At 66.1% G+C, this 18116-nt stretch carries 17 protein-coding genes and 1 tRNA gene; 10 read left to right on the top strand and 8 right to left on the bottom strand.

Annotated elements, in window-relative coordinates; translation table 11 throughout:
• The first annotated feature begins 3 nt into the window (after nucleotides 1-3).
• The 3 genes from Q8Z05_RS11325 (at nucleotide 4) to Q8Z05_RS11315 (ending at nucleotide 2231) form a co-directional block, all read left to right on the top strand.
• Entirely contained in the window at nucleotides 4-474 is a 471-nt protein-coding gene (locus tag Q8Z05_RS11325; protein ID WP_305939747.1) for a hypothetical protein, read from the top strand.
• Nucleotides 475-494: 20 nt separating this feature from the next.
• Nucleotides 495-944, top strand: coding sequence for an RrF2 family transcriptional regulator (locus Q8Z05_RS11320; RefSeq protein WP_305939746.1), 450 nt, complete (start codon nucleotides 495-497; stop codon nucleotides 942-944).
• Between the two features lie 126 nt (nucleotides 945-1070).
• Nucleotides 1071-2231, top strand: a complete 1161-nt coding sequence (locus tag Q8Z05_RS11315; RefSeq protein WP_305939745.1) for a globin domain-containing protein — start codon at nucleotides 1071-1073, stop codon at nucleotides 2229-2231.
• Nucleotides 2232-2407: 176 nt separating this feature from the next.
• Here Q8Z05_RS11315 and Q8Z05_RS11310 read toward each other — a convergent pair whose 3' ends face one another.
• On the bottom strand, nucleotides 2408-4240 hold the full coding sequence (locus Q8Z05_RS11310) for a phosphoenolpyruvate carboxykinase (GTP) (RefSeq protein ID WP_305939744.1): 1833 nt from the start codon (nucleotides 4238-4240) through the stop codon (nucleotides 2408-2410).
• A 278-nt stretch (nucleotides 4241-4518) separates the two neighbouring features.
• Here Q8Z05_RS11310 and Q8Z05_RS11305 point away from each other — a divergent pair.
• Nucleotides 4519-4592: transfer RNA gene (locus Q8Z05_RS11305), tRNA-Arg, on the top strand.
• A 78-nt stretch (nucleotides 4593-4670) separates the two neighbouring features.
• On the opposite strand, the gene Q8Z05_RS11300 is transcribed toward Q8Z05_RS11305, so the two are convergent.
• Nucleotides 4671-5399, bottom strand: a complete 729-nt coding sequence (locus Q8Z05_RS11300; RefSeq protein WP_305939743.1) for a FadR/GntR family transcriptional regulator — start codon at nucleotides 5397-5399, stop codon at nucleotides 4671-4673.
• A 139-nt stretch (nucleotides 5400-5538) separates the two neighbouring features.
• Between Q8Z05_RS11300 and Q8Z05_RS11295 the strand changes: the two genes are divergently transcribed.
• The 4 genes from Q8Z05_RS11295 to Q8Z05_RS11280 all read left to right on the top strand — a co-directional run bounded on the left by Q8Z05_RS11295 (nucleotide 5539) and on the right by Q8Z05_RS11280 (nucleotide 10539).
• Nucleotides 5539-7002 (top strand): dihydrolipoyl dehydrogenase family protein, encoded by a 1464-nt coding sequence (locus tag Q8Z05_RS11295; protein WP_305939742.1) that lies wholly within the window; start codon nucleotides 5539-5541, stop codon nucleotides 7000-7002.
• 152 nt (nucleotides 7003-7154) lie between these two features.
• Nucleotides 7155-7892, top strand: a complete 738-nt coding sequence (locus Q8Z05_RS11290; RefSeq protein ID WP_305939741.1) for an ABC transporter ATP-binding protein — start codon at nucleotides 7155-7157, stop codon at nucleotides 7890-7892.
• On the top strand, nucleotides 7889-9925 hold the full coding sequence (locus Q8Z05_RS11285; protein WP_305939740.1) for a YhgE/Pip family protein: 2037 nt from the start codon (nucleotides 7889-7891) through the stop codon (nucleotides 9923-9925). Before Q8Z05_RS11290 ends, Q8Z05_RS11285 begins: the two co-directional genes overlap by 4 nt.
• Nucleotides 9922-10539, top strand: a complete 618-nt coding sequence (locus tag Q8Z05_RS11280) for a TetR/AcrR family transcriptional regulator (protein WP_305939739.1) — start codon at nucleotides 9922-9924, stop codon at nucleotides 10537-10539. The genes Q8Z05_RS11285 and Q8Z05_RS11280 overlap by 4 nt, the downstream gene beginning before the upstream one ends.
• A 530-nt stretch (nucleotides 10540-11069) precedes the next feature.
• On the opposite strand, the gene Q8Z05_RS11275 is transcribed toward Q8Z05_RS11280, so the two are convergent.
• The 6 genes from Q8Z05_RS11275 to Q8Z05_RS11250 all read right to left on the bottom strand — a co-directional run bounded on the left by Q8Z05_RS11275 (nucleotide 11070) and on the right by Q8Z05_RS11250 (nucleotide 15652).
• The gene (locus Q8Z05_RS11275; protein WP_305939738.1) at nucleotides 11070-12158 is read right to left on the bottom strand and encodes an EamA family transporter; all 1089 of its coding nucleotides are present in this window, start codon (nucleotides 12156-12158) and stop codon (nucleotides 11070-11072) included.
• A 45-nt stretch (nucleotides 12159-12203) separates the two neighbouring features.
• Nucleotides 12204-13025 (bottom strand): hypothetical protein, encoded by an 822-nt coding sequence (locus Q8Z05_RS11270; protein WP_305939737.1) that lies wholly within the window; start codon nucleotides 13023-13025, stop codon nucleotides 12204-12206.
• Between the two features lie 89 nt (nucleotides 13026-13114).
• Nucleotides 13115-13642 (bottom strand): SixA phosphatase family protein, encoded by a 528-nt coding sequence (locus Q8Z05_RS11265; protein ID WP_305939736.1) that lies wholly within the window; start codon nucleotides 13640-13642, stop codon nucleotides 13115-13117.
• A 57-nt stretch (nucleotides 13643-13699) separates the two neighbouring features.
• Nucleotides 13700-13903 carry a dodecin family protein gene (locus Q8Z05_RS11260; RefSeq protein WP_305939735.1) on the bottom strand — a complete coding sequence of 68 codons (204 nt, stop codon included), beginning with the start codon at nucleotides 13901-13903 and terminating at the stop codon, nucleotides 13700-13702.
• Between the two features lie 168 nt (nucleotides 13904-14071).
• Nucleotides 14072-14944, bottom strand: a complete 873-nt coding sequence (locus tag Q8Z05_RS11255; protein ID WP_305939734.1) for a winged helix-turn-helix domain-containing protein — start codon at nucleotides 14942-14944, stop codon at nucleotides 14072-14074.
• 531 nt (nucleotides 14945-15475) lie between these two features.
• Complete coding sequence (locus Q8Z05_RS11250; protein WP_305939733.1) at nucleotides 15476-15652, bottom strand: hypothetical protein; 177 nt, start codon at nucleotides 15650-15652, stop codon at nucleotides 15476-15478.
• A 138-nt stretch (nucleotides 15653-15790) separates the two neighbouring features.
• On the opposite strand from Q8Z05_RS11250, the gene Q8Z05_RS11245 reads away from it, so the two are divergent.
• Both Q8Z05_RS11245 and Q8Z05_RS11240 read left to right on the top strand, forming a co-directional pair.
• Nucleotides 15791-16531: a response regulator transcription factor gene (locus Q8Z05_RS11245; protein ID WP_305939732.1), complete on the top strand. Its 741-nt coding sequence runs from the start codon at nucleotides 15791-15793 to the stop codon at nucleotides 16529-16531.
• 3 nt (nucleotides 16532-16534) lie between these two features.
• On the top strand, nucleotides 16535-18067 hold the full coding sequence (locus tag Q8Z05_RS11240) for a HAMP domain-containing sensor histidine kinase (protein WP_305939731.1): 1533 nt from the start codon (nucleotides 16535-16537) through the stop codon (nucleotides 18065-18067).
• The last annotated feature ends 49 nt before the right edge of the window (nucleotides 18068-18116 follow it).

Here is an 18116-nt window from a genome sequence, read left to right as displayed (position 1 = left end):
CGCATGACTGAACTTCCCGGAACCTCCTGGCGGGACTCGGTGCCCGAAGCCACGGCCACCGACCTGGAAAACCTGCTGGGCACCGGAGTCGGCGCGGCACAGGAACAGCTCGGGCGCAACGGCGGGTTCCTGCCGTTCGCCCTGGTGGTGGAAAACGACGGCGAGGTGCGCCTTGTCGCCGTCACGCCGGCTGACGCCGAGGACGGCTCCGAGGACGAGTTCGATGCCGACACGATGATCAGCGACCTCACCGAACTGCTCCGGCAGAACCGGGACGATTTCCGTGCCGCGGCCGTGGTCTGTGACATCACCCTGCTGGAGGAGGACACGGATGCCATCCACGTCGCGGCCGAGCACCGCGACGGATCCGTGTTCGCCGCCGTCCTGCCCTATGAACCCAACGCAGAGTCACGCGAATGGGAATTCGGCCAGCTTGCAGCTGATTCCAGCGAACCCGCCATCTGGGTGGACTAGACCTCCAGTGGGTTGCTGACATGAAGATCAACGCCTTTGCGGATGTGAGCCTTCGCGCCATGATGGTGCTGTCGGCGGCGCCGGACGGCAACCTGCTGACCACCCAGAGCATCGCCGACGCCGTGGGCACTCCCTACAACCACGTCAGCAAGGCCATGGCCAGGCTCCGCGAACTTGGCGTGATCGACGTCGAGCGGGGCCGCAACGGCGGTTCGAGGCTCAACGCGGCCGGACGCCGGGCCACCGTGGGCCAGCTCCTGCGGCAGCTGAACACCCGTGCCGATCCGGCCGACTGCCATTCCGTGAACGGCGACTGTCCACTCATCAACGAATGCAAGCTCCGCGGCGCCCTGGCGCGTGCGCGGGAAGCCTTCTACCGGGAGCTGGACGACATCGTGGTGTCCACCCTCCCCGGCACGCGCCAGATGGAGCCGGTGTTCCAGGCGATCGGGCTCCGGCCCGGACTCTGAGCCCCGCCCCAATTTGGAAATGTTTTCTACGACGTGTAGAACTGAGGTACAAATACTCGTATTTCAAATACATGTATTGATCGCGGTCCGGACGAAGGCCCCGGGCCCTTACCTCAGGAGTCACACATGCTCTCGGACAAATCCCGCCCTGTCATCGAGGCCACCCTGCCGCTCGTCGGCTCCCGCATCGGCGACATCACCCCCAAGTTCTACGCACGGCTCTTCGCCGCCCACCCGGAACTGCTGGACGGTCTGTTCAGCCGCTCCAACCAGCGCTCAGGCAACCAGCAGCAGGCCCTGGCCGGAAGCATCGCCGCTTTCGCCACGCACCTGGTGAACAACCCCGGCACCCTCCCGGAAACCGTGCTCTCCCGGATTGCCCACAAGCACGCCTCCCTGGGGATCACCGAACCCCAGTACCAGGTGGTCTACGAGCACCTCTTCGCCGCCATTGCCGAGGACCTCGCGGAAGTCATCACCCCCGAAATCGCCGAGGCATGGACTGAGGTGTACTGGCTCATGGCTGATGCCCTCATCAAGATCGAGAAGGGCCTCTACGCCAGCCAGGCCAACGACAAGATGTGGACCCCGTGGCGGGTCGCCGCCAAGACACCCGCCGGCACCGGCGCCATGACCTTCACCCTGGAACCGGCCGATGACACCCCCGTCACCGCCGCCCTCCCCGGGCAGTACGTCAGCGTCAAGGTCCAGCTGCCGGACGGCCTGCGCCAGGTCCGCCAGTACTCCCTCTCGGACGACGCCGGCACCAGCCGCACCTTCACCACCAAACTGGACGACGGCGGCGAGGTATCCCCGGTGCTGCACCACGGCGTCGAGGTTGGCGACATCCTCGAGATCTCCAACCCGTACGGCGAGATCACGCTCAAGGACGGCGACGGCCCCGTGGTCCTGGCCTCCGCCGGCATCGGCTGCACGCCCACGGCCTCCATCCTGCGGTCGCTCGCCGAGGCCGGATCCGACCGCCGGGTCCTGGTGCTGCACGCCGAAAGCACCCTGGACAGCTGGGCCCTGCGCGGGCAGATGACGGACGACGTCGAACGCCTCGAGGGTGCCGACCTCCAGCTCTGGCTGGAAGAGCCCCAGGCCGGTTCCAACGCCGGTTTTATGTCGTTGCGTGAGGTGGACCTGCCCGCCAACGCGTCGCTGTACCTGTGCGGACCCCTTCCGTTCATGAAGCACATCCGCAACGAGGCCATCAACGCAGGCATCCCCGCAACGAAGATCCACTACGAAGTCTTCGGCCCGGACATCTGGCTGGCTTCCTAATCCGCTCCTCCCCGGAGTTATTGTCCAGATAGAGCGACTTGAGGGGCCATTTGCTCCCGTTATCTGGACAAAAACTCGCAGTATGGCGGGAGTGTTGACGCACGACGGCGGCGCCGCACCTTTTTCCGGAAAGGTGCGGCGCCGCCGTCGTTATAGCTGTTCGCTGCGGCTGACTGCTAGTGGTCAGCCATGCGCTCCTTCAGGGCTTCGAGCTCGGCGCGCAGGGCCTCCGGCAGGGAGTCTCCGAACTTGGCGTACCACTCTTCGATGGAGGCCAGCTCGGCGTCCCACTCCTCGCGGTCCACGCGGACGGCGTCTTCCACGTGGGCGTGGGTGAGATCCAGGCCGGTGAGGTCCAGCGAGTCGCCTGTCGGCACGAAGCCGATCGGGGTCTCCACGGCGTCGGCCTTGCCTTCGAGACGCTCTATGGCCCACTTGAGCACACGGGCGTTGTCGCCGAAGCCGGGCCAGGCGAAGTCGCCGTCGGCGGTGCGGCGGAACCAGTTGACCAGGAAGATATGCGGCAGGCGCTCCGGGTTGGCCTTGCCTGAGACGCTGATCCAGTGCTTCAGGTAGTCGCCGGCGTCGTAGCCGATGAACGGGAGCATGGCCATCGGGTCGCGGCGAAGCCTGCCGACCTGGCCGGCAGCTGCGGCCGTGGTCTCGGAGGAGAGCGTGGAGCCCATGAAAATGCCGTTGGTCCAGCTACGGGCCTGGGTCACCAGGGGAACCGTGGTCTTGCGGCGGCCGCCGAAGAGGATGGCGGAAAGCTCCACACCTTCGGGGCTGTAGTACTCCTCGGCCAGCATGTCGATCTGCGAGATCGGCGTGCAGAAGCGGGAGTTCGGGTGGGCGGCAGGCTTGTCCGAATCAGGAGTCCAGGAGTTGCCCTCCCAGTCGGTAAGGTGCGCCGGAACGTCCTCGGTCATGCCTTCCCACCACACCCCGCCGTCGTCCGTGAGGGCGACGTTGGTGAAGATGCTGTGGCCCTTGGCGATGGCGCGCATGGCGTTGGGGTTGGTTCCCCAGCCGGTGCCCGGGGCAACACCGAACAGGCCGGCCTCCGGGTTGGTGGCGCGCAGTTCGCCTTCCTTGCCGATCCGCATCCAGGTGATGTCGTCACCGAGGGTTTCGACTTCCCAGCCTTCGATGGTCGGGTCCAGCAGTGCGAGGTTGGTCTTGCCGCAGGCGGAGGGGAAGGCCGCGGACATGTAGTACGACTTCTTCTCCGGCGACGTGAGCTTGAGGATGAGCATGTGCTCGGCAAGCCAGCCCTCGTCGCGGGCCATCACGGAGGCGATGCGCAGGGCGTAGCACTTCTTGCCCAGGAGGGCGTTTCCGCCGTAGCCGGAGCCGAAGGACCAGATGGAACGCTCTTCCGGGAAGTGGACAATCCACTTGTCCGGGTTGCACGGCCATGCGACGTCCGCCTGGCCCGGAGCGAGCGGAGCGCCGAGGGAGTGCAGGGCGGGAACGAAGAAGGCATTCGATGCGGTGATCTTGTCCAGCACTGCAGTGCCGATGTTGGCCATGATGCGCATGGAAGCTACAACGTAGGCGCTGTCGGTGATCTCGACGCCGAACTTGGGGTCTTCCGCGTCAAGGTGGCCCATGACGAACGGGATGACGTACATGGTGCGGCCACGCATGGAGCCGGCAAACAGGCCGCGAAGCTTCTGCTTCATCTCGGCCGGTGCCATCCAGTTGTTGGTGAAGCCGGCATCGCGCTCGTTCTCGGAGCAGATGAAGGTCTGCTCCTCGACACGGGCCACGTCGGCGGGATCGGAGAATGCGGCGAACGAGTTAGGGAACAGTTCCGGGTTCAGCCTGGTCAGAGTTCCGGCGTCGACCAGTTCGTCCGTGAGCCGGGTGTATTCCTCTTCCGTACCGTCAACCCAGTGGATCCGGTCCGGCTGGGTAAGTTCTGCAACCTCTTCGACCCATGCCAGCAGGCCAGCATGTGTGGTGGGTGCTTTCTCAAGCAGCGGCAGTCGTGCGAGATCGCCCATTGCGGTTCCCTTCCTCGGGTTCAGTGGTGTGTCCTAAATGCTAGGGCTCTAGACCACTGCAAATTTCGGGTCAGACATGGGATGTCCCGAGGCCGGAAAACCAAAAACCGCGGAAAATCAAGGAACTGGAGACCCCAAAATGACCCTTTTTGTGAGTAAGGTCACATAGACCGGTCTAGTCGGCTAGATTACATGCCGTTCGATTTGGAACTCCGCGCCAACTCGCGTAAAGTAATTCGAGGTTCGGGGGTGAACGAAAAACTCCCGGAGCCGAGAATGCGCCCATAGCTCAGCTGGATAGAGCGTCTGTCTACGGAACAGAAGGTCAGGGGTTCGAATCCCTTTGGGCGCACAATAGAAAAGGATCCGCACCGGTTCGCCGGTGCGGATCTTTTTTGTTTCAGTTTGTTGCGGACCGCGCACACGCGGGCTACTTCCCTATTACTTCGTAGATGCGATGACGAATGCCGTCGAAATGGCGGTTGAGCCGTTCAGCAGCGAGGGCCTTATCCCCGCCGGCCACTGCTTCAAAGATCCCGCGATGCACAGCCGCCGTCTCGGTAAGGTCCTCGGCGCCAGCGCCGACCTCCACGTTGATCTGCCGGTACACCTTCCAGAAAACGGCGAGCAGGCTGACCAGCAGTGCGTTGTTGAGCGGTTCGAACAACCGCCGGTGAAACTCCGCGTCCGCTTCCACAAACGTCTGCCCTGCGGCTGCCAGTTCCTCCATGCGGACCACGGACTCCTCAACTGCTGCCAGCTGGCTGGAAGTCATCGAGTCCATGGCCCCGCCGATCAGGCCCGATTCCAGCGCCTGCCGGACATCCACCAACTCCAGGGCCTCATCGCCCTTGTGGCGCAGCGACAGCCTGCCGCGGAACGTCATGCCGTCCGCCAGTGCATCAAAGTTGCTGGGCGCCACAAACATGCCGAATCCGTGCCGGATTTCCACAACGCCGAGCGCCTGAAGGACCTTGAGGGATTCACGCAGGGTATTGCGTCCCACGCCCAGTGCCGCGGCCAGTTCGTTTTCGGTGGGAAGCGGATCACCCGCATCAAGCTCACGCTCCAGGATGAGGTCCATAATGTCCGACTGAAGCGCGCGGAGCCGGGCCTGTGCACTGAACCGCGCCTGTGAAGCTATGCCGGATGTACTCATGGGTTCCCCTAACCAAGTGTCCTGAGCCACTGCGCGAGGAGTGGGTCACAGCAACAATATTGGATGTCCCACCTTCTGTTAAGCTCCCCCGCACAACAGGACGCGTTTGCCGGCGCGGCGCCGGGCGTAGTCTGGTGCCATGACGGCCAGAGTTGAACGCGAATTCGATGTCATTGTGATCGGTGCCGGAGCCGTGGGGGAAAATGTCGCGGACCGCGTGGTCCAGGGCGGCCTGACCGCGGTTCTTGTCGAAGCGGAGCTCGTGGGGGGCGAATGCTCCTACTGGGCCTGCATGCCGTCCAAGGCACTGTTGCGCCCCGGTACTGCCCTCCACGGCGCACAGACGGTCCCCGGCGCCGGGGAAGCGGTCACCCGCACCCTGGATGCCTCCGCTGTCCTGAAGCGCCGCGACTACTTCACGTCCAACTGGCAGGACGACGGCCAGGTCAAATGGGTGGAGGACACCGGGATCGAACTGATCCGCGGCCGTGGCCGGCTGAGCGGCCCGCGGGCGGTCGAAGTAGCCGGGCTGGACGGGGTCAGCTACCAGCTCACGGCGCGGCACGCCGTCGTGCTGTCAACCGGTTCGGCCCCCGCTGTGCCGCCGGTCGACGGCCTGGCGGGGCTCGACTACTGGACCACCCGGGAGGCCACCTCCGCACGCAGCGTACCGGGGAGCCTGGCGGTCCTCGGCGGCGGTGTGGCCGGTACCGAGCTGGCGCAGGCATTCGCCCGGCTGGGCTCGGCCGTGACGCTCGTGGCCCGCCGCGGGCTGCTCAGCATGTACCCGGAGGATGCCGCGAACCTGGTGTTGGCCGGCCTCCGGGCTGACGGCGTGGACGTCCGCCTCAACTCCGGCACGCAGCGGGTCAGCCGGAATGGGGACGGTTCATTCGCCGTCGAGCTGGCCGACGGCGGGACCGTCCGGGCCGAACGGCTCCTCGTGGCCACCGGCCGCCGTCCCGCACTTGGCGGATTGGGCCTTGAAACAGTGGGACTCGGAACGGGCGACGGCCCGGTGCCGCCGCTTCGTACGGACACCACCGGCCTGGTGGAAGGCATCGACGGGGAGAACGGCGGGAACGGCGGCTGGCTCTACGCCGTGGGAGACGCCGCTGGCAAGGTCATGCTGACGCACCAGGGCAAGTACTCGGCGCGCGCCACCGGAGATGCCATCGCGGCGCGTGCCAAGGGTGAGCTGCACGGGACGCCGGAGCCGTGGAGCCGCTTCGCGCAGACAGCCAACGACCACGCCGTGCCCAACGTGGTGTTCACGGATCCCGAGCTGGCGAGCGTGGGCAGGTCCGTCCAGCAGGCAGAAAAGGACGGCTACAACGCCTCCTCCGTGGAACTCCCTATCAGCGTGGCAGGGTCGTCACTGCATTCCGAACACTATGAGGGCTGGGCCCAGCTGGTGGTGGACGAGGACAGGAAGGTGCTTCTCGGCGCCACCTTCGCCGGGCCGGATGTGGCCGAGCTCCTCCACGCCGCCACCATTGCCGTGGTGGGCCAAGTGCCCTTGGACCGGCTGTGGCATGCCGTTCCCTCCTACCCCACCGTCAGCGAGGTGTGGCTGCGCCTGCTCGAGGAGTACGGCCTCTAAGCACAGCGCGAACGGACACTTGAGGCCGCTCGCGGATTCGGGGCCTCAAGTGCCCGTTCGGCCTGACTGGTTGATCACATCGACTCCAATCTATTTGAACTGACCAGTCAGTTTAGTTAGCCTTGACGCAGTACCCACTGCGAAAGGCTTCCATGCTCTCGGTTCGACAGCTTCATGTGAAAGGCCGGCGGGATGATTTGCTCCCGCCCACGTCGTTCCAGGCACGGCGCGGCGAGCTTGTGCTGGTTTCCGGCGCCCGCCAGGACCATCGGACTGCGCTGGCGCTCACCGTCAGCGGCCGGATGAAACCGTCGTCCGGCGAGCTCCTCTGGGACGGCCTGCCGAAGACCAGGGGCCTCCGGCTGGCCAGTTCCCTCGTGGACGCCCCGGGGGTCAATGAGCCCGAACAGCACCTGAGCGTGCGGGACCTCGTGACAGAAGACCTCGCCCTGATCCCCCGGCGCTACCGCGGCGCCCTGCCCAGCAAACCGTGGCTCAAGGTCAACCGGTTCGAGGACATCGCCGGCCTGTGGACCGAGCAGCTTGCCCCGGCCCGGCGCATCGAACTGCTCACAGCCCTGGCACTCGCCAACCCGCACACGGACCTCCTCGTGGTGGACTCCCCCGACCGGCACAGCGCGGATCCCGCGGACTGGCTGCCGCGGCTCGAGGAACTGGCGTACGACGGCGGCCGGCCCCTCGCCGTCGTCGCCACCGTTGCTGCCCTCCCGGACGACTGGACGGGCACCGCCGCGGTGATCGGCAACGCCGTTCCCCGCTCCCCCGCACCCGGGAGTTTTTGTCCAGATAACGTGGGCAAAACGGCCTCCGAGTCCCTTGATGTGGACAAAAACTCCACCCCCGAAACCGAAACAGAGGATGCCAAGTGACTGTGCTGCGGCTGGCCCGCTCCGAACTCAAGCGCATGACCGGCGGGCTGCTGCCCAAGCTGACCATCCTTGCCCTGACCATGGTCCCGCTGCTCTACGGCGCGGTGTACCTCTACGCCAACTGGGATCCGTACAGCAACCTGGACCAGATCGACGCCGCCCTGGTGGTGGAGGATACGGGCGCCACCTCCGGCGACGGAGCGCGGCTGCAGGCCGGACGGGACGTTGCGGACAGCCTGATTGACGGGCACGTGTTCAACTGGCAGTCCGTGGACTCAGCCGACGAGGCGGATCAGGGGGTGAGCAGCGGAAAGTACGCCTTCGCCCTGAAGATCCCCAAGGATTTCTCCGCCAACCTCGTCTCCCCGGGCAGCTTCGACGCCGCCAGCCAAGCCATGCTGAACGTGACCACGAACGACGCCAACAACTACCTGCTGAGCACTATCGTGGACAAGCTGACCACTGCCGTCCACTCAAGCGTGGCCAAGGAAGTGGGCCAGGAAACCGCGAACCAGCTGCTCACCGGTTTCGGCACGATCCATACCCGGATGGCCAAGGCGGCCGACGGCGCCGGGCAGCTGTCCGACGGCGTCAGCAAGCTCCATGACGGCACGGTGACCCTGCATGGCGGCACCGCGCAGCTGAGCACCGGCGCCGGCGAGCTCTACGCGGGGCAGGTCAAGCTGCGCGACGGCGCCAGCCAGCTGGATGCCGGTGCGGCGCGGCTCAGCGACGGGCTCGGCCAGCTCGAGGACAAGACTGCTTCCCTGCCGGCCGATTCGCAAAAGCTGGCAGCAGGCGCCGCCCAGGTGGCCGCCGGGAACGCGACGCTGAACACGAAGGTGCAGGACGTCGTCGGGCAATTGGACGCGGCGGACCAAGGCCTGCGCAACCGGGTGGTGGAGTCCAACGGCAGGCTGATGGCCGCCGGGATCATCACCCAGGCGCAGGCGGACAGCATCCTGGCGGACTTCGACACAGCGGCGGCCTCCGGCCCCGTGGCCGACGCCAAGGCCAAGCTTCAGTCCGACGCGGCGCAGATCCAGCAACTGGCGGACGGCTCGGCCGCCGTGAGCGACGGCGCGGCCAAGCTGGCGGCGGCCACGCCCGCCCTGACCGGCGCCATCTCCCAGGCGTCCTCGGGCGCTGACCAGCTCCGCACCGGGTCCTCCGCCTTGGCCGCGGGCGAGCAAAGCGCCGTTGACGGCACCGCGAAGCTGGCCGAAGGAGCCAAGACGCTCGACGGCGGTGCGGCGCAGCTTGAGGACGGCGCCGCAACGGCTGCTTCCGGAGCGGCCACCCTGGCCTCCGAACTGGCGAAGGGCGCCGGCCAGGTGCCTCATCCGGATGACGCCCAGAAGAGCAGCCTGTCACAGGTCATGGCCGATCCCGTGGCCGTCAGCAACGTCTCACAGGCGAAGGCCGGGTCCTACGGGGCAGGCCTGGCACCCTTCTTCCTGACCCTGGCGCTCTGGATCGGCATCTTCATGCTGATCCAGGCCATGCGGCCCGTCACCCAGCGGGCACTGGCCTCCAACGCGCCGGCTTGGAAGATCGCGCTCGGCGGCTGGCTGCCTTTCCTGGCCGTCTCCGTCATCCAGGCGAGCCTGCTCACCCTGGTGGTGGACCTGGCGCTCGGCCTCAACCCCGCCCACCCGGTGCTGATGTGGCTGTTCATGCTGGCGGCGGCAATGGCGTTCAGTGCCATCATCCAGGGCATCGTTGCCTTGCTCGGTTCCCCGGGGAAGCTGGTGGTGCTGATCCTGCTGGTGCTCCAGCTGGTTTCTTCCGGCGGCACGTTCCCGTGGCAGACGACGCCCCAGCCCCTGCACGTGGTGCACGAGGTCCTCCCCATGGGTTACGTGGTGACCGGCATGCGCCACCTGATCTACGGCGCGGACCTGTCCATGATCCTGCCCACCGTGGCGGGCCTGCTTGGCTACACTGTGCTGGGGGCCGCGCTGTCAACGCTGGCCGTCCACAAGCACAAGTTCTGGACCTTGAAGTCCCTGAAACCGGAGATCGCCGTATGAGCATGCAGGAGGCCGGCGAAAAGAAGCTCCGGCCGGCCCGGACCAATGCCACGAAGCAGAAGCTGTTCGATGCCTCCATGGAGCTGATTGGCCAACGCGGAGCGGCCGGCGTCACCGTGGACGAGATCGCGGCCGCAGCAGGCGTCTCGAAAGGGACGGTGTATTACAACTTCGGCAGCAAGTCCGATTTGATCGCCCAACTGCTGCGCCATGGCGTGGACATCCTCCACGCCCGTCTGGTGAGCGTGCAGGATCCTTCCGCCGATCCTTTGCACGCCATGGACGCGATGATCGGCCAGGCGATGGACTTCATGGCCGAATATCCGTCGTTTGCCAGGCTCTGGGTCAGCGAGAACTGGCGGATTCCCAGTGAATGGCAGGATACCTTCGCGGAGCTCCGGAGCCGCCTGCTGGAGGTTATCGGCGCCGCCATCGAGGACGTGGCCGCCCGGTACCCCGTCGACGAGTCCATCTCCCGGGGCAGCCTGGAGACTGCCATCTTCGGCGCGTGCTTCGTGGTGGGACTGGACCGCCAGACCTACAACCCTGAACGCACCCGCGAACAAAGCGTCGCGGCCATTATGGCAATCATGCGTGGCTACGTCCGGAAGTAGCCCGCATCGGGGAAGATAAGTCACATGCGCCACATGGGTAACAGCGGACGGATAGCCATCGCAGCGGCCTGTGCCGCCGCGGGGCTCCTGGTGCTGACCGCGATAACGCTCGAAGAGGCCGTGCTGTTCACGTTCCTCGGGGCGGTGGCCGTGGGCTACCTTGCCTGCGTCATCCAGGTGGTGGCACGGGGACGCCACCTTGCCCTGCTGACGGGCGGCATCGGCACCAGCCTGTTCATCGGCTTCGCCATCGCGTTCCTGCGTATGTGGGGTCTGGCTTTCACCGCGGCGCCGGATGCGCTGGGAGCGGCTGTAACCACCCAGGACTCGGACATCTACTTCTACCTCGCTGCGGTCACCGGGGCGGGGACGCTCCTGGTTCTGTTCGCGGGCGCTGTGTGGCCGGCCGGTAAGCGGCTCCGATCCGGACGGAGCCAGGCAGGACGCACCCGATCCGGACGGCGCAGCCCCGGAACCGCCGCCCGGCGGCCGGTTGCCCGGCCGGGCTCCCGCGCGGCTGCGGGGACCACCTACGGGCGGGTTCCGGCGTCCGCGTCAGGTGCCGTCCGGGCCCCTGCCAAGCGGCCCGCATCGGCGTCGTCCACGGCCAAGGCCCCCGCCGCGCGTGCGGCCCGGCCTGTTCCCAAGTCCGCTGCGCCTAAGTCTGCGCCCAAACCGTCGCCCAAGTCGCCAGCAAAGGCCACATCGCGGCGTTGAGCATGCCACCGTCGCTGGCCAGGGGTGGCGCCCTGACTGCCGGGCCGGAGAACGGCGATGGCCACGCCGGCAAGCAGCAGGAGTCCGCCGGCAACCTCGGCCGCTGAAGGGACCTCGCCCAGGACCAGCCACGCCGTCGTCATGCCTACCACCGGGACAAGCAGCGTAAAGGGGACCACCGCGGATGAGGGGTAGATGCCCAGGAGCCAGTTCCAGATTCCGTAGCCCACCAGCGAACCGAGAACGGCCGTGTAGATGGCGCTGAGGATGGTCACCAGTTCCAGTCCCGCCAGAGTGGAGCCCACGGCAGCCGGCCCGTCGATCAGCAGTGACAGGCCGATGAGCGGCAGCGGAACCACGGCTCCCGACCACACCACCAGCCCCAGTCCGGAGGAAGCCTTCGCCTGCCGGGCCACGATATTTCCTGCAGCCCAGGACAGCGCCGCCGCCAGGACGATGATCAGGGGGAGGACCGGCGCCACCATGCTGCGGCCGACCGCTACCACCGCGAGTCCGGCCACCCCGAGGACGACGCCGGCGAATTGCCTGCCGCTAGGACGCTCGCCAAGGATTCCGGCCGCCAGCAGAACGGTCAGCAGCACTTGCGCCTGCAGGACCAGCGAGGCAAGCCCTGCGGGCATGCCCAGAGCCATGGCCAGGTAGAGGAGGCCGAATTGTCCGGCGCTCATGAAGAGGCCGACACCGAGGATGGCCCGCCAGCTGACATCGGGCCTGCGGATGAAGAAGATCCAGGGGAAGACCACCAGCACGAAGCGCATAGCGACAAAGAGCATCGGCGGCACTTCGGTGCCGTTGGCGTGCAGGCCAAGGTCGATCGCAACGAAGTTGGCGCCCCACAGGACGGCCACGAGGACCGCAAGGGCGGAATGGCGAAGGTTCACGCTCCGGGCTGCCGGTTCAGGGCTTGCGCGTCAGAGGACGCTGGCTCAGAGGTTCCGCGGGCGCTCTCCGGGAGCCCCGTCCGCCCCGCGATCAGGACCGGCGTCACGCTTGGCGGCGTCGCGCTGGGCAGCAGCACGCTCAGCAGCCTCGCGTTCGGAAGCGGTGCGTTCAGCAGCTGTGTGTTCAGCATCGGTGCGTTCGGAGGCGGCACGGCCGGCGTCGTCCTGCTGCCGGGGTGTGCCCGGTTCCGTCGTGCCCGGTTGTGCGGTGCGGGTTTCAGGGGTGTGGGGTTCAGGGATGTGTGCTTCAGGAGTGCGGGTTTCAGCTGTCCCGGGGGCAGCGGCGGCCGGAACGTTGTCCCCGCGGCCGCGGGTTCCGGCTTCTGCACGCGTCAGCGGCTGGGCAGGAGCAGTCTCAACGCGCCTGTCGGCGTCATGCTCGGCGTGGTGGTGGTCGGCGTGGTGCAGGTCGGCGTCGCGCCGGACTGTGTCACGCTCGGCGTCATGGCGGTCGTCGACGTCGCGCCGGTCGGCGGTGACGACGTCCGGATCAACCTCATCGGCTTTGCGGAGCTGCTCCTGCGACGCAGCCCGCACGCGTTCGGCTTCCGCTTGCTTCTCACGGGCGTCCCGGCGCAGCCGTTCCGCCTCAACCTCGGCCTGCTTGGCATCGGCCTCGGCACGGGCGGCTTTGGCCTCGCGGTCCCGAGCTCCAAGCTCGTCTGCCTTGGCTTTTTCACGCATTTCCGCGGCGCGCTTCCTGTCCGCCTCCACTTTTCGCCGCCGGTTGAAGAACAGCACCGCTGCGATGATCGCAACCACCACAACAACGCCGATAATGATCCCCACAAGCTGTCCTGAGTCCACGATGATCTCCTTCTAACCTGGGCCGCCGACGAATATCTCCAGTAAACATCACAAACCCCGCGCTGACCATGAAGACGGCGGGAAAGCCGTTAGTGCGCCCGCGGCACCTTGAAGTGCGTGAGCCGGGCGTCCTGGCCGTCCAGCTCAGCCCAGGTCTTTTCGGTTTCCAGCACGGTCAGGCCGCTGGTGGGAAACCTTGTGGCGGCGTCCATGTAGGCATCGTGGTTGGAATCGCGTGACGCCAGGTGCATGGCAAGGTCCTGCACTCCGGGCATATGGGAAATCACCATCAGTGTGGTCACGGTGTCCGGGACGTGGTTGATCACCGTCAGCATGCGCAGCGCGGACGCGCCGTAGAGGCCGTCCTCGAGTTTCGGCGTCGGGGCCTGGTCGCCCAGTTCCGCGCACACCCACGTGCACGTCTGCCGGGTCCGGAGCGCGCTGGAACAGAGAATGAAGTCTGGAACGACTCCGTGTTTGCGCAGCCATTTGCCGGCGAGGGGCGCCTCGCGGTGGCCGCGCTCTTCCAGCGGCCGCTCGTGGTCCGGCACGCCCCCGGGCCAATCGGCCTTGGAGTGCCGCATGAGGACCAGCCGCCTGATGTGATGCTCGCTCATGCACCAATCCTAGTGCGGCGGCCCTGGCCACCGGGCCACGGCCGCCCTGCACCGGGGTCAGTCGTCCAGCACGAAGGTCACTTCCAGCACGACGTGCCAGGCGACGACGGCGCCGTCCGCGATTTCGATCTTCTGTTCCTTGACCCACGCCCCGGTGACGTTTCGCAACGTCTTATTGGCCCGGTCAATCCCCTCTTTGATGGCAGCATCGAACGAGGTCTTCGAGTTAGCACTCAGGGTGGTAATACGTGCAACAGACATAGCTCCTCCTGATCGTCGGATGGACGCTCAGAGCCTACGCCGCCCCACATGGAGCCAACAGGGCCATAGGAACTAAGCCGGAGGCACATACCCCCGAGGGATCGTGCTGCGAAAGCGAAAGCGCCCGTCCCCAAGAAAGGGAACGGGCGCTTTTACGCGGAGCTAAGACTAGATCGAGTATTCCGGAGCGGCCCAGACCACAACCTCCGGGTGCTCGTAGAACCGGTACCCCTGGCCGCGGACCGTACGGACGGTGTTGGCGAGGCGGCCCAGCTTGGAGCGGAGGCGGCGGATGTGGACGTCGATGGTGCGCTCGTTAGGAACCTCTTCGGCGTTGCGCCACAGACCTTCGAGCAGTTCGTCGCGGCCTACGGTACGGGTGCCGTTTTCCACGAGGTAGTTGAGGAGTTCGAACTCCTTGAACGTGAGGTTCAGGGATTCGCCGTCGAGGTGCACTTCGCGGCGGGCCAGGTCGATGAGGACGCCCGACGGCCGGGGATCCTGCGGCTGGGGCAGGCGGGCGGTTTCGGTGCGCTGGCGGGAGTTGACGGTGGGGTCGCCGAAGGTGGACCGCACGACGTCGAGCGCGGTACCCGGGGCGCTGGCAGGGGCAACCGCCACGGCAGCGTAGCTCTCCGCGCCGGAGACGAGGGACTGTGCGTAAGCGCGGATTTCCTGGGCGAGCTTGGCAATGGAGGTACCGGCTGCTGCTGCGGTTTCCTCGTCAATGCCCATGTAGAGGACAAATCCACGGGCAACATTTTCGTTCGCCACGGGGCGGACGGCGCTGCCGTTGGCCGGTGCAATCACGGGGGTGGGCTCCGTCTGCGGTGCGGACTCGGCGGCGGGAACGGCACGGAGCTGGCCGTAGGAGTTCGGGTTGTAGCCCTGCGGCGCGTAGCCGGGCGCAGGGAAGCTGTTGCCGGGAGCTGCCGGAGCAAACGCCGGGCGGGCACCGAATCCCTGCCGGAGACCGGACGGCTGGCCGCCTTTGTTGGCGTTTCGGACGGAGATGTGGACGTATCCAGATGCAACTGACATGGAATGCTTACCTCAATGTGAATGGCCGTCATCGCGGCTCGAATGCTGTCTTTCCCCGCAATGAGATCTGGGGAGGGGCGCCCGACGCTGGGCTAAGGGCGAATGCCTAAAAACTTCTCGGGGTAGGAAAGTTAGGCGTGCATTCGACAACAGCGCATGTCTTCGCCAGCAGGTGGGCTGGTCCAGGATTCTGCGGCTGCAGGTGCTGTTGAGTTCTTGTTCACAATTGAAGTGTGCAACGTAACAATGAAAACTTGCAAGTAACAATGGACGCTATCGTCCGCATCGTGAGACGAAATCCCGCATTGTGGCTCAAATCACGATTCTCAAATGCCAATAAAATAACAGGTGTTTTTCAGAACGATCGATCAGAATTTCCTCATTGCCGAATATTCTTTCCCCAGCTGCCGTTTTCCAAGGCAAAAATTCAGCGGCAAGGGTATTGCTGAAATGCCGGTACCCGCTTATGGCACATGTCCAGCCCCCGTCCGGACTTCACGGAAAAATTTCCACTCCCGCGGCCCGGCCGGCTCAGTTGGACTGGCCCGTCAGCGTCGCAGCCACCAGCCGGACGGACTCGGCCGGGAAGCTCTCGGCGTCCTTCGAGGCCACGATTCTTACCTTGGCGCCGCTCACGATGTCAGCCACGGTCAGGGTGCTGGCGGAGGCTCCGCCAGCCTGCTGGCGCCTTTGCTGCTGATTGCTCACCGCCACATCCGAGTCCAGTGCAGCCGAACCGGCCGGGAAGGGGGCCCGCGGGTGCGTCCAGCTCGCTAGGCTGGGATTCACAGCTGGCCCACAGGATCCCCATAGCGCCGGCTAAACCGCAGATCGGAGAGTTGTCCCATGGCCACTTCGCACTCCATGACTAACAACCTTCCCCAGCTCACTCATCCGGACGGCTCCCCCATCCGCGCCCTGGTGGTTGACGACGAACCCAGCCTCTCCGAGCTCATGAGCATGGGCCTGCGCATGGCAGGCTGGTCCGTTGCTGTCGCAGGGGACGGCCCCGAAGCTGTGAAACTGGCCAAGGAGTTCCGCCCGGATGTCCTGGTGCTGGATGTGATGCTCCCCGGGTTCGACGGCGTTGAGCTGCTCACCAGGATCCGCGCCTTCGCGCCGGAGGTGCCTGCGCTCTTCCTGACTGCGAAGGACGCCGTCCAGGACCGCATCCTCGGCCTGGCCGCCGGCGGGGACGACTATGTCACCAAGCCCTTCAGCATGGAAGAAGTGCTCCTCCGCCTGCACCGGCTGGTCCAGCGTTCCGGAGCGGCCGCCATGGACACCGCTGAACTGGTGGTGGGCGACCTCGTGCTCAATATCGACACCCGCGAAGTCACCCGGGCCGGGGAGGAACTGCAGCTCACGGCCACTCAGTTCGAACTCCTCCGCTACCTGATGGAAAACCCCAAGCGCGTGGTCAGCAAGGCCCAGATCCTTGACCGCGTGTGGGACTACGACTTCGGCGGCCAGGCGAACATCGTGGAACTCTACATTTCCTACCTGCGCAAGAAGGTGGATGCCACGCACCCGCCGATGATCCACACTGTCCGCGGCGCGGGCTACGTCATCAAACCGGCGGATTGAGCGGTGCCCACCCTCTCGGGTGAAATCCGCCGCGACCGCCGCCGCTGGCTTGATCCTTCGACCTGGCACCTGCGCACCCGCCTGGTCCTGGTGGCCATGGCACTGCTTGTTGCCATTTGCGGGGCGGTGGGTCTCTTCAGCTACGCCTCCATGGATTCGTTCCTGACGCAGCAGCTGGACAAGCAGCTCACGGAGGCATCCCGGCGGTCCAGTGATTTCGGCCGTCCGCCGCAGGGCAACCCCAGCAACAGGCCCGATCCCCTGGATGCACGGGGCCAGGGGATCGGCACCCTGTTCGCCCGCATCGATGACGGGAACGTCAGCAGTTCCGGCTTCCTGGCCAGTGACGCTACCCGCGCATCCCTGTCCCCCGCGGATGACCAGGTCCTGTTGGCGCTCGAACACGACGGAGTGCCCGTTGACCGGACCCTGTCCACCGGGTCCTACCGCCTGGTGGCGGTGGAAGCCCCGTATGGAGATGTGATCGTCACCGGCCTCCCCCTCGCCGAAAAGCAGAACACGCTCAGCTCACTGGTGTGGACCTTTGTGTTCGTTTCCCTCGGCGGGCTGGTCCTGATCGGCATGGCAGGAACGGTGCTGATCCGCCGGACCATGAAACCGCTCGAACAGCTGTCCGAAGTGGCCACGCAGGTTTCCCAGCTGCCGCTCGACGCCGGCGAGGTGGCACTTGCGGTGCGCGTGCCGCCGTCGAACGCCCATCCCGGAACTGAAGTGGGCAGCGTGGGCCACGCGCTGAACCTCATGCTGGACAACGTCGCCAAAGCCCTGGAGGCACGGCAGCAGAGCGAGACCAAGGTGCGCCAGTTCGTGGCCGACGCATCGCACGAACTGCGCACGCCGCTCACCGCCATCCGCGGCTACACGGAACTCATGCGGATGACCGAGGACTTCACCCCGGACGGCAAGAAGTCCCTCGCCAGGGTGCAGAGCCAGTCCGAACGGATGACCACACTGGTGGAGGACCTCCTGCTCCTGGCCCGGCTGGATGAAGGCCAGCCGCTCAAGATCAGCGATGTGGACCTGACGCAGCTGGCGGTGGAAACTGTCAGCGACGAGAAGGTCATGGCACCGGACCGCATCTGGCAGCTCGAACTGCCCGATGAGCCCGTGGTGGTCCGCGGGGACGCCAAACAGCTGCATCAGGTGCTGGCCAACCTCCTATCCAACGCCCGCAAGCACACGGACCCTGGAACCACGGTGGTCACCGGGGTGATGAGGTCGGCCGACGGCAGTGCCGTGCTGACCGTGACGGATAACGGGGCGGGGATCCCGCCGGAATTCGTGGACCGGGTCTTCGCCAGGTTTGCCCGGGCGGACGCCGCGCGCACCAGCCCGGCCGGAGCCGCATCGGCACCTGGTGTTGGCGGGGCCGCGGCCGCCGAGGGAACCAGCGGACTTGGACTGTCGATTGTGCAGTCGATCGTGGAGGCACACGGCGGCACCGTGGAGGTGAACTCCCGCCCGGGCCGTACGGAATTCGCGTTGCGCCTCCCTGGCGAACCTGCGGCAGCCTAGCCCCGCGCCGGCAGCGCTGCGCAGTCAGTTCCAGCGCAAGTCAACGCGC

It is taken from the genome of Arthrobacter oryzae, from assembly GCF_030718995.1.
GTDB classification, from domain to species: domain Bacteria; phylum Actinomycetota; class Actinomycetes; order Actinomycetales; family Micrococcaceae; genus Arthrobacter; species Arthrobacter oryzae_C.
This window is presented reverse-complemented; position numbering and strand designations above follow the sequence as displayed.

Excerpts from the sequence above, each read along its gene's own strand:
- Q8Z05_RS11325 (WP_305939747.1), top strand. The coding sequence starts at position 4 with ATGACTGAACTTCCCGGAACCTCCTGGCGGGACTCGGTGCCCGAAGCC.
- Q8Z05_RS11320 (WP_305939746.1), top strand. The coding sequence starts at position 495 with ATGAAGATCAACGCCTTTGCGGATGTGAGCCTTCGCGCCATGATGGTG.
- Q8Z05_RS11315 (WP_305939745.1), top strand. The coding sequence starts at position 1,071 with ATGCTCTCGGACAAATCCCGCCCTGTCATCGAGGCCACCCTGCCGCTC.
- Q8Z05_RS11310 (WP_305939744.1), bottom strand. The coding sequence starts at position 4,240 with ATGGGCGATCTCGCACGACTGCCGCTGCTTGAGAAAGCACCCACCACA.
- Q8Z05_RS11300 (WP_305939743.1), bottom strand. The coding sequence starts at position 5,399 with ATGAGTACATCCGGCATAGCTTCACAGGCGCGGTTCAGTGCACAGGCC.
- Q8Z05_RS11295 (WP_305939742.1), top strand. The coding sequence starts at position 5,539 with ATGACGGCCAGAGTTGAACGCGAATTCGATGTCATTGTGATCGGTGCC.
- Q8Z05_RS11290 (WP_305939741.1), top strand. The coding sequence starts at position 7,155 with ATGCTCTCGGTTCGACAGCTTCATGTGAAAGGCCGGCGGGATGATTTG.
- Q8Z05_RS11280 (WP_305939739.1), top strand. The coding sequence starts at position 9,922 with ATGAGCATGCAGGAGGCCGGCGAAAAGAAGCTCCGGCCGGCCCGGACC.
- Q8Z05_RS11265 (WP_305939736.1), bottom strand. The coding sequence starts at position 13,642 with ATGAGCGAGCATCACATCAGGCGGCTGGTCCTCATGCGGCACTCCAAG.
- Q8Z05_RS11260 (WP_305939735.1), bottom strand. The coding sequence starts at position 13,903 with ATGTCTGTTGCACGTATTACCACCCTGAGTGCTAACTCGAAGACCTCG.
- Q8Z05_RS11255 (WP_305939734.1), bottom strand. The coding sequence starts at position 14,944 with ATGTCAGTTGCATCTGGATACGTCCACATCTCCGTCCGAAACGCCAAC.
- Q8Z05_RS11245 (WP_305939732.1), top strand. The coding sequence starts at position 15,791 with ATGGCCACTTCGCACTCCATGACTAACAACCTTCCCCAGCTCACTCAT.